Origin of the sequence: Colidextribacter sp. OB.20, from assembly GCF_009911595.1 — a bacterium.
In the GTDB taxonomy this organism is placed as follows: domain Bacteria; phylum Bacillota; class Clostridia; order Oscillospirales; family Oscillospiraceae; genus Lawsonibacter.
Map to the genome: position 1 here is coordinate 1 of NZ_QWKG01000146.1, position 1,189 is coordinate 1,189.

Below are 1,189 nucleotides of genomic sequence, written 5' to 3' on the forward strand. Positions count from 1 at the left end.
TATGACTTTTATCAGAAGTTTGTATATGTTTATTCTGACTTCTTTGAGGACTGGCAACATGCACTTGAAGCCGAGAATGTTGTTATCAAAAACCCGTATATCCGTGCATGTTATGTAGACGATAATGGTTATTCTGGTGGAAGCAGAGTTTTACAGATTATTGGAAAGGTAGTAACTTGGGAAAGCGAAAGTTATTCAGATCCTTGGAAAATGGCACATACTCATATGTTTCTCAAGCGTATTGAATCGTTAGATGCTGTTGTTGGAGATTACGAATTTGTATTTGGAGACTTCAGATGGGAGTAATCGGTTCCACAAGTTTTGTGAAGTAAGACGATACTCTACTTCAGTAATACAAAAAGGACATGAAGATGACTAAACGCGGTCTTATTACTTTAAGTGCGATTTTGTTGTTTTTCACTGGAATTGCTATCTTACACCGGTACACTCTAGAGTCTACATTATTATATTTTCTTGATATTGAATCAACAAATATTATGAATGCCTCGATTTGCGATGCAAACGATTGCATAAATACAGAGATTAAGTTAGATTCAGAACAAGTTGAAACTATGATACAGCTATTTTCACAAACAAAAATCAAAAAACTCCATGAACGTAGCGCTATCCAAAATTCCTATGCAAGATTCTTTTTTGAGACTGAGGATTATAAGCGTTATGAAGTATTATTAGCTTCGAATGAAGTCTTGATAAACCACCTAAATTACAATAAATGGTATGTTTACAGCATTACCTCTCCAAACAATGATCTTGAGGTATTTGTGAGAAAACTTTTCTCACAATAAGATATCAAAATTTTGTTGTTTGAGTCTGAGCAGAGCTGGCACAGTCTTATTAAAGACTGTGCCAGCTCTTGCTGTCAGAATCAAATGTCATGCGTCGAATTATAACTCTCACCTATATCAGCCTTACCCCAGTTTATGCGGGCCTCCCAATCCTTCAAATTACAGATAATCTTCCAGTCCTTTTCTTAAAATATCATTGACTATCTCAGTAAGTTTTTTTTCCTCTTCCAGTGCCATCTTCCGTATAGCCTTATCCAAATCACGATCTATGAAATAGGACCTCTGTACCCGGTCTTTGTTCTTCCATCCAGCCGATATCGGCTGATCGGCAGCACTTGGCTCCTGTGCTGCCTGACGATCCGCACCGACAATGGCCTTGAACG

3 protein-coding genes are annotated in these 1,189 nt (G+C 37.5%); 2 read left to right on the plus strand and 1 reads right to left on the minus strand.

What is annotated here, in order from left to right:
• The coding region (locus tag D1641_RS18900; protein WP_160668536.1) for a hypothetical protein at positions 1-306 on the plus strand (306 nt) is incomplete at its 5' end.
• A gap of 65 nt (positions 307-371) precedes the next feature.
• Positions 372-806 carry a hypothetical protein gene (locus D1641_RS18905; protein ID WP_160668538.1) on the plus strand — a complete coding sequence of 145 codons (435 nt, stop codon included), beginning with the start codon at positions 372-374 and terminating at the stop codon, positions 804-806.
• Between the two features lie 159 nt (positions 807-965).
• On the opposite strand, the gene D1641_RS18910 is transcribed toward D1641_RS18905, so the two are convergent.
• Positions 966-1,189, minus strand: a 224-nt coding sequence (locus D1641_RS18910) for a hypothetical protein (protein WP_160668540.1), incomplete at its 5' end; no start/stop codon positions are given.